At 66.3% G+C, this 5,641-nt stretch carries 5 protein-coding genes and 1 pseudogene; 2 read left to right on the forward strand and 4 right to left on the reverse strand.

Features of this window, described 5'->3' with window-relative positions; all coding sequences use genetic code 11:
• Positions 1 to 598 (forward strand): annotated as a pseudogene (locus tag WA965_RS24655) (serine/threonine protein kinase); the annotation flags it as partial.
• A 4-nt stretch (positions 599 to 602) separates the two neighbouring features.
• Here the strand turns inward: WA965_RS24655 and WA965_RS24660 are convergent.
• Complete coding sequence (locus tag WA965_RS24660; RefSeq protein ID WP_526294425.1) at positions 603 to 938, reverse strand: hypothetical protein; 336 nt, start codon at positions 936 to 938, stop codon at positions 603 to 605.
• Positions 939 to 1,066: 128 nt separating this feature from the next.
• On the opposite strand from WA965_RS24660, the gene WA965_RS24665 reads away from it, so the two are divergent.
• A complete protein-coding gene (locus tag WA965_RS24665) occupies positions 1,067 to 1,612 on the forward strand; it encodes a TetR/AcrR family transcriptional regulator (protein WP_526294426.1) in 546 nt (181 codons plus the stop codon).
• A 3-nt stretch (positions 1,613 to 1,615) separates the two neighbouring features.
• Here the strand turns inward: WA965_RS24665 and WA965_RS24670 are convergent, their stop codons facing one another.
• The 3 genes from WA965_RS24670 to WA965_RS24680 form a co-directional block, all read right to left on the reverse strand.
• Positions 1,616 to 2,194, reverse strand: coding sequence for a TetR/AcrR family transcriptional regulator (locus WA965_RS24670; RefSeq protein ID WP_526294427.1), 579 nt, complete (start codon positions 2,192 to 2,194; stop codon positions 1,616 to 1,618).
• Positions 2,194 to 2,799: a TetR/AcrR family transcriptional regulator gene (locus WA965_RS24675; RefSeq protein WP_526294428.1), complete on the reverse strand. Its 606-nt coding sequence runs from the start codon at positions 2,797 to 2,799 to the stop codon at positions 2,194 to 2,196. The genes WA965_RS24670 and WA965_RS24675 overlap by 1 nt, the downstream gene beginning before the upstream one ends.
• Before the next feature lie 575 nt (positions 2,800 to 3,374).
• The coding region (locus WA965_RS24680) for an ATP-binding protein (RefSeq protein ID WP_526448167.1) at positions 3,375 to 5,641 on the reverse strand (2,267 nt) is incomplete at its 5' end.

The following is a 5,641-nucleotide window of genomic DNA, read 5'->3' on the forward strand; positions in this document are numbered from 1 at the left end:
GTTCTCGACCGCGGATCCGAACCCGGCTGCGTCCGGCCCCGTTCCGCATGCGCTGCGGCCACCGCCTCCCGCCCCGCGGCCCCGCCGGTCGCACGTCGCCCCGATGTTGGTGATCGCCACAGTGCTGCTGTTCGGGGTGGCCGCGCTGTTGGCCGCCATTCTGGTGTCCGGTTCCGACACCGGGGGGTCCGAGCCCGGGATCGCCGCGCCGTCACCGTCGAGTCCGGCCAGCACACCCGAGCAGACCACGACGGCCGAAGCGACCGGGATCGCCGGAGTCTCGGGAACCGACAGCCAGGGCTTCATCGGCCACACGGCGCGCTGCGAGGAGGGGACCTCGCCCGTCGCGGCGATCAGGACGGCCAGCTCGCTGGCCGTGATCTGCGAGGACTCGTCCGGGGACTACTCGTACCGCGGAGAACGGTTGCGTGACGGCGCGAACCTGCAACTGGACAACGCCAAGCCTTCCCGGGGTGGGTTCGAGGCGAGAAATCCCGCCGACGGCGCCCGGTATCGGGTTGAGCCGGACATGCTGACCATCTCGAGCAACGGGCGAGTGGACTCCGCGGAGCCGGCGCTGGAATACGGTACGGGATAACGGATCACGCGGCGTACCGATATTCGGTGTCGGTCTCGTCGGCTTCCGGTGCAGAGTCGCCCTGTGCGGGGCGGTAATTCAGCAGATACCGGTCGATCTGCACCCTGCGTAGCGGCTGCGCCCAGATGTTCGCGCCGTCGATGGGGTTGCCGCTCTCATCCGACGCTGCGAGTTCGCGTGCGCCGGCGCGGAATCCGACGACGGATGCGGCGAACAGCGCCACCAACACGGCGCCGAGGGCCCCGGTGAAGCGACTTCCCGTCGCCAGGGAGTACACGAACATCCCCAGCGCCGCGAACCCCGCCAACAGGCTGACATACGCCACATACGTGCGTGACATTCGCTGTTTCCGTGCCGTGACCATTGTCCTGCCCTCTTTCCCTCGACAATACGCTACGCGTAGCGTAGCGCTACGGTGAGTGTAGCGTGAAAACGACCGCGGATATTCCATCGGTGAGGGGAGGGCGGATGGCGCAGCGCCGTGACGTCGACGACGGCATCCGTGCAGCGACCCTGGAACTCCTTCGCACCAACGGCCCGCGGTCGGTGACGGTCGAGGCGGTCGCGGCACGGTCGGGCATCGCCAAGACCACGATCTACCGGCGGCACCGAGACCGGCGGGACATGTTGTCGCAGGCGCTGTCTGAGGTGACGACACCAGAACCGCTGCCACCGCAGACTGCGGCCGCCGATCGGCTCCGCTGGGTGATCACGCAGGCAGTCAAGGCGGTGGAGGACGGCATCGGGTTCGGTGGTTTCGCCGCCATGCTCACCACCGAAGATCCCGAGTTCACCGACCTCTTCCGCCAGATCCTCGTCGCTCAGCGTGCCCAACTGGAATCGGTGATCGATGCGGACAAAGCCGACGGATCGATGCGCCCCGACGTCGACGCCGCAACGCTCATCGATGCGGTGGTCGGTGCGCACATCGCCGAGCGGGCCCGCACGGGGCGGGTGGCAGACGACTGGGAGACGCGACTGTTCGATCTCTTCTGGCCCATCGTGCGGACCTGATCGCTATGCCATCTTGGACTCGAGCACCGAAAGTGCTTCCAGGATCGCCTCTTCGGGCATCGGGTTGTTGTGCGAGAAGGCGATCAACACGCCGACGATTGCTCCGGCCATCACCCGTCTCTCGGTTTCGTCCCCCGGTTCACCGCCTCGGCGGGCCAGTGCCTCTTCGATCAGAGCGATCAGCTTGACGTAGGTGGTGTAGATCAGACCGCGCGCCTCCGGTACCTGATAGAGCATTTGCTGGCCGGTGACGGCATCGTCGCGTTCCTCCGGCGAGTAGGCGCCGAACACCGCTGCGACCGCGTGTCGGTAGGCGCCGACAGTGGTCAGATCTCCGGGCGCGTCGACGAACGCGTCGACGATGGGCGTCGACTGATCGTCGGAGACCAGCAGCGCTTCCTTGATGCCGAAGTGGCGGTACAGAGTCCGCGGCGAGACCTCGGCAGCGGCGGCTATCTGCTCGACCGTGGTGTTGGCATACCCCTGTTTGTCGAACAGTCGAAACGCCTCTCGGCGGATCGCGAGACGGGTTTGGATCTTCTTGCGCTCCCGCATTCCCGGCGGGGGCTCAGGGGTCGGCATCAGGCCGCATCCGCACCCAACGCCCGCGCGGCGAAACCGAGGATCGGCTTCTCCAGAGCGAGGATGGACGCGGCGTCGTCAGCGGCGAGACCGTGGGTGACCAGCGTCGAGATGCTCCCGACGAGCGCCTGGCAGGCGAAACGATCAGACTTGGTGCGCGCTTGGAAGACCCTGGCGACACCGTCGACGAAGTCCTGCTGAAGTGCGAGCCGGCGACGCATTGCCTCCGGGCCGGCCGCGTAGACCTCCAGCAGGTAGAGCCGAGCGGTCGCCGGATCCGAGGCCACGAACCCGAGGTACTTGTGCAGCATGGTGGCGAAACGCTGCATCGGGGTTCCGGCTTCAGGAGCGGTCAGGATGAACTCGATGACCAGCCCCTGCATTCGTTCATAGCCGGCCATGAAGCAATCCTGTTTGGAATCGAAGTGCTGGTAAAAGGTAGACCTCGATACCTTCGCGTGCTTTATCAAATCGTCGACCGTGGTGTTGCTGTAGCCATTCTTGCCCATCACCTCGGCGAGTGCCTGCAGGAGTCGGCTTTTCTGATTGGCGGCTACCTCGTCGCGGGTCAGATGGTGGCGACCAGAAGCCAGCCGCTCGGCCATGCGGAGGACTCCCTCTCTCGTTGCAGTCAACTGCGTCGGCGCAGTTCGGTCGTCCCCCCCGGTTGCCGGCAAGTATAGGTCGCTGCACACGTGCCGGCGGTGATCCCCACCCCGCGGCCGGCTCGACCACTCAATCCGACCAGGCCGCTGAGCGAACAGCTGACACGCGAGTTGATCTTCAGAGAATTAGCTGCAGGGCACTGTGACCACTACGCCGAGTCCCCGACAATGCGGAGGATTCGAACGCTCACGCCGGAAAAGTGTCGTCCGTGGGACGCGCCCGTACCGCAGAAGCCCGGGGTGTGGACTCCTGGGGCCACGTCCTTCGAGAACCTTGTTCACTCTTCGAAAACACGGACGTTTATGTACGATATTCGTGGTTTCGGAGGTCGGGTCGGAATCGACGGGGCGCGCGCAATTGAGGGGTTGAGCGACGCCTTGGAGCTGGCGCGTCGGTCTCTGGTGTTCCCGGATGGGGGAGGACGGATCACCAGAGCCGACGACGTCGTCGAGACTGCGCTGGCGGCGACCGCGTCTCGGACTTTTCCGCCATGGGTGCAGTCTCAACGTGAGGGCTACACGCCCGCCGGGACCTTCGACCGCATCTGCTGGCGCAACGTGGTGAACTCCGAGATCGTGCGGGTGGACACCGTCGCCACCGGTCGGGCATTGCGGCCCGTGGCCTCGGTCTTCGACACCATCACCACGCTGTCGATGTAGGGCTGGATTGTCGTGGCGTTCTGCACCGTGGCGACGATGACCAGCTGGAACCCGAACTTGCGGAACGCCTGCAGCGCCTGCTGGGCGAACTGCGGATCGGACTTGGAGAACGCCTCGTCGAGCATCAGCTGTGCGAAAACCGGCTTGTTGTCCGCACTTTCGGGACTCGCCAGGTTGAAGCTCAGCGCGCCGGCCAGGCAGAACGCCATCAGCTTCTCCTGCTCGCCGCCGGAGTTGTCGCCGGCATTGCTGTGCGTGCGGATCAACTCCTCGCTGCTGACGTCCCATTCCGCGCAGTCGAACGTGAACCGGTTGCGGACATCCAGCGCATCCCGCGTCCACGCCCTGTCCTCAGGCGCAGTCGAGGCCAACCGGTTGCGCAGCCGCAGGATGTCGGCGTACTGGTCGAGGATCGCCTGCTTGTCTCCCAACCCGACCTCGGCGATGCGCCGCGAGATGGCCCGCACGATCTCCGTCAGCTCCGACACCGCCGCCAAGGCCCGGGGCGTGGCCCGCAACGTCAACCGGGTGCCCCGGTTGAACTCCACCGCACCCAAACCTGTGTTGACGCGGTCGATCTGCTCGCTGATCCGGCGCGCCTCCTGCTCGGCCACCCGGTGCAACGTCAGGATCGCATCGGGAGCCTGCTCGGTGACCAGCCGCATCATCCGTTCGTAGGCCTCGGGCAGCTCACGTTCGTCGATGTGCCGGCACAGCGCCACATAGTCGTGCACCCGCTCGTCGAACTGGTCGGAGTCGTTGGGAATCGCATCCGGGAACGCGGTGTCGAAAGTGTTGAGGATGCGGGCCAATTCGTCGTAGGACCGCCGACGGCTCTCCCGCAGTTGGTCGCGCTCCCGCTTGATCGCGGTGAACAGCGCCTCCCGGTGCGGCTCGGGGCTCAGCAGCTCCAGCGACACCGGCAGCTGCGCGGCATACCGCTGCAGCAGTTCGGTCAGGGGTTCGGACACGAACGCCGGCTGCAGTCGTTCGGACAGCTCCAACAGTTGCGTACGGCGCCCGTCGAGATCGTCGCGGCGGGTCTGCACCGCACCGCGGCGGGTCATCAACCTCTGTATCTGCGACCAGCATTCGTCGGCGCGGGAGTTGAGCGCCTCGATGTCGGGATGCTCGGCCAGCAGCAGTTCGTACTGTTCGCGCAGCCGGTCGGCGTGCCCGTCGGCGGTCTCGGTGTCGATCTGGCTCCACTGCGGATACTGCTCGCAGATCGCCTTGCACGCCGATGCCCGATCGCGCCACTGCTGACGCTGCGCGGCGATGTCATCGGCCACTCGGCGTGCTTTCTGGTAGGCCTCCTCGGCAGCGGCCAGATCCATCGTCAACGCGTTGATCTTGGCCGACACGTCGCCCTGGAACAGGTACTCGGACTGCTTGAGTGGACGCCGGTCGTCCTTGATCGCCAGCCGGTCGGAGTCCTTGTACAGGCCGCTGTCGGTGACAGCCCGGCGGAACCGCGCGAACACCTCGGGGGTGTCGACACAGATGTGGTCGCCGGCGCCCGAGACGATGTCGACGGCCTCGGCGGCACACGGGTGTGTGGGGTCGACGACGAACAGCTTGGCCGCCAGCGTGTTCGCCTCCGGCTCGACAGGTTCGGTGCCGTAGGACTTGACCCGCACATGGTGCAGCGCCAGCCGGCCGCGCATGTTGGTCTCGTTGACGAACCGCAGCACCTTCGTGTGGTGGCGATCGGGGACCAGAAGCCGCAGGCCCGCACCGCGCAGCACCTTCTCCACCGCGACCCGCCACCGGTTCTGTTCGGGCCGCAGATCCATCAGCTCTGCGACATACGGAAGCTCGGTCGCATCGACTCCGATTGCCGCGCAGATGTGTTCGCGCATCGTCAGTGCGAACTCCGGCAGCGCCGAACCCACGTGCTCGACGCGTTTGAGCTCCTTGGTGGCGTCGTCGCGGGTGATGCGGGCGGACTTCTGCGCGTATTCGGCGTCGGTGGACGCCTCCCGGTTGCGTTCCACCTTGGCCAGCAGTTCGGTGGCCTGTTCGAGGAGTTCTTCGCGAAGGTTCCAGAACTCGTCGGCGGTGTCCGGCACGTCCAGGCCCTGCGCGGTCAGCAGGTCCTCGTAGCCGGCGCGCCGGCGCG

It is taken from the genome of Mycobacterium sp. (assembly GCF_049683935.1).
In the GTDB taxonomy this organism is placed as follows: Bacteria; Actinomycetota; Actinomycetes; order Mycobacteriales; family Mycobacteriaceae; genus Mycobacterium.

Bases quoted from the DNA above. Each gene is read 5' to 3' on its own strand.
- WA965_RS24670 (WP_526294427.1), bottom strand. From the start codon at position 2,194: ATGCCGACCCCTGAGCCCCCGCCGGGAATGCGGGAGCGCAAGAAGATC.
- WA965_RS24675 (WP_526294428.1), bottom strand. From the start codon at position 2,799: ATGGCCGAGCGGCTGGCTTCTGGTCGCCACCATCTGACCCGCGACGAG.
- WA965_RS24660 (WP_526294425.1), bottom strand. From the start codon at position 938: ATGTCACGCACGTATGTGGCGTATGTCAGCCTGTTGGCGGGGTTCGCG.
- WA965_RS24665 (WP_526294426.1), top strand. From the start codon at position 1,067: ATGGCGCAGCGCCGTGACGTCGACGACGGCATCCGTGCAGCGACCCTG.